Annotated in this window: 1 protein-coding gene; it reads left to right on the top strand. The window is 68.2% G+C overall.

Going from position 1 to position 346, the window contains the following annotated elements:
* The coding region (locus tag ABC138_RS17630) for an HAD family hydrolase (RefSeq protein ID WP_345914481.1) at nt 1–346 on the top strand (346 nt) is incomplete at both ends.

Below are 346 nucleotides of genomic sequence, written 5' to 3' on the forward strand. Positions count from 1 at the left end.
CTGCGCCTTGGCGATCGCGGTCCCGGTCACGGTGATCTCAGCGATTGGCTCGGCCAGCAAGTTCGGGGTGATCATCAAGTCCGGAGCAGCCTTCGAGCAACTCGGGACGATCCGCACGGTCGCCTTCGACAAAACAGGCACCCTGACTCGCAACGAGCCCCGGGTGGTGGCCACGCACGCGGCCAACGGTCACACCGACGCGGAGGTGCTCTCCTTGGCAGCGGCACTGGAGGCCACCAGCACCCACCCCCTGGCGGCGGCAGTGGTCGCTGCCTCACCAGATCATCCTGCGGCGAGCGACGTCCACGAGCACGCCGGACACGGCGTCACCGGGTTGGTGGACGGA

The sequence above is a fragment of the Janibacter sp. LM genome, from assembly GCF_039631275.1.
Lineage (GTDB): Bacteria > Actinomycetota > Actinomycetes > Actinomycetales > Dermatophilaceae > Janibacter > Janibacter terrae.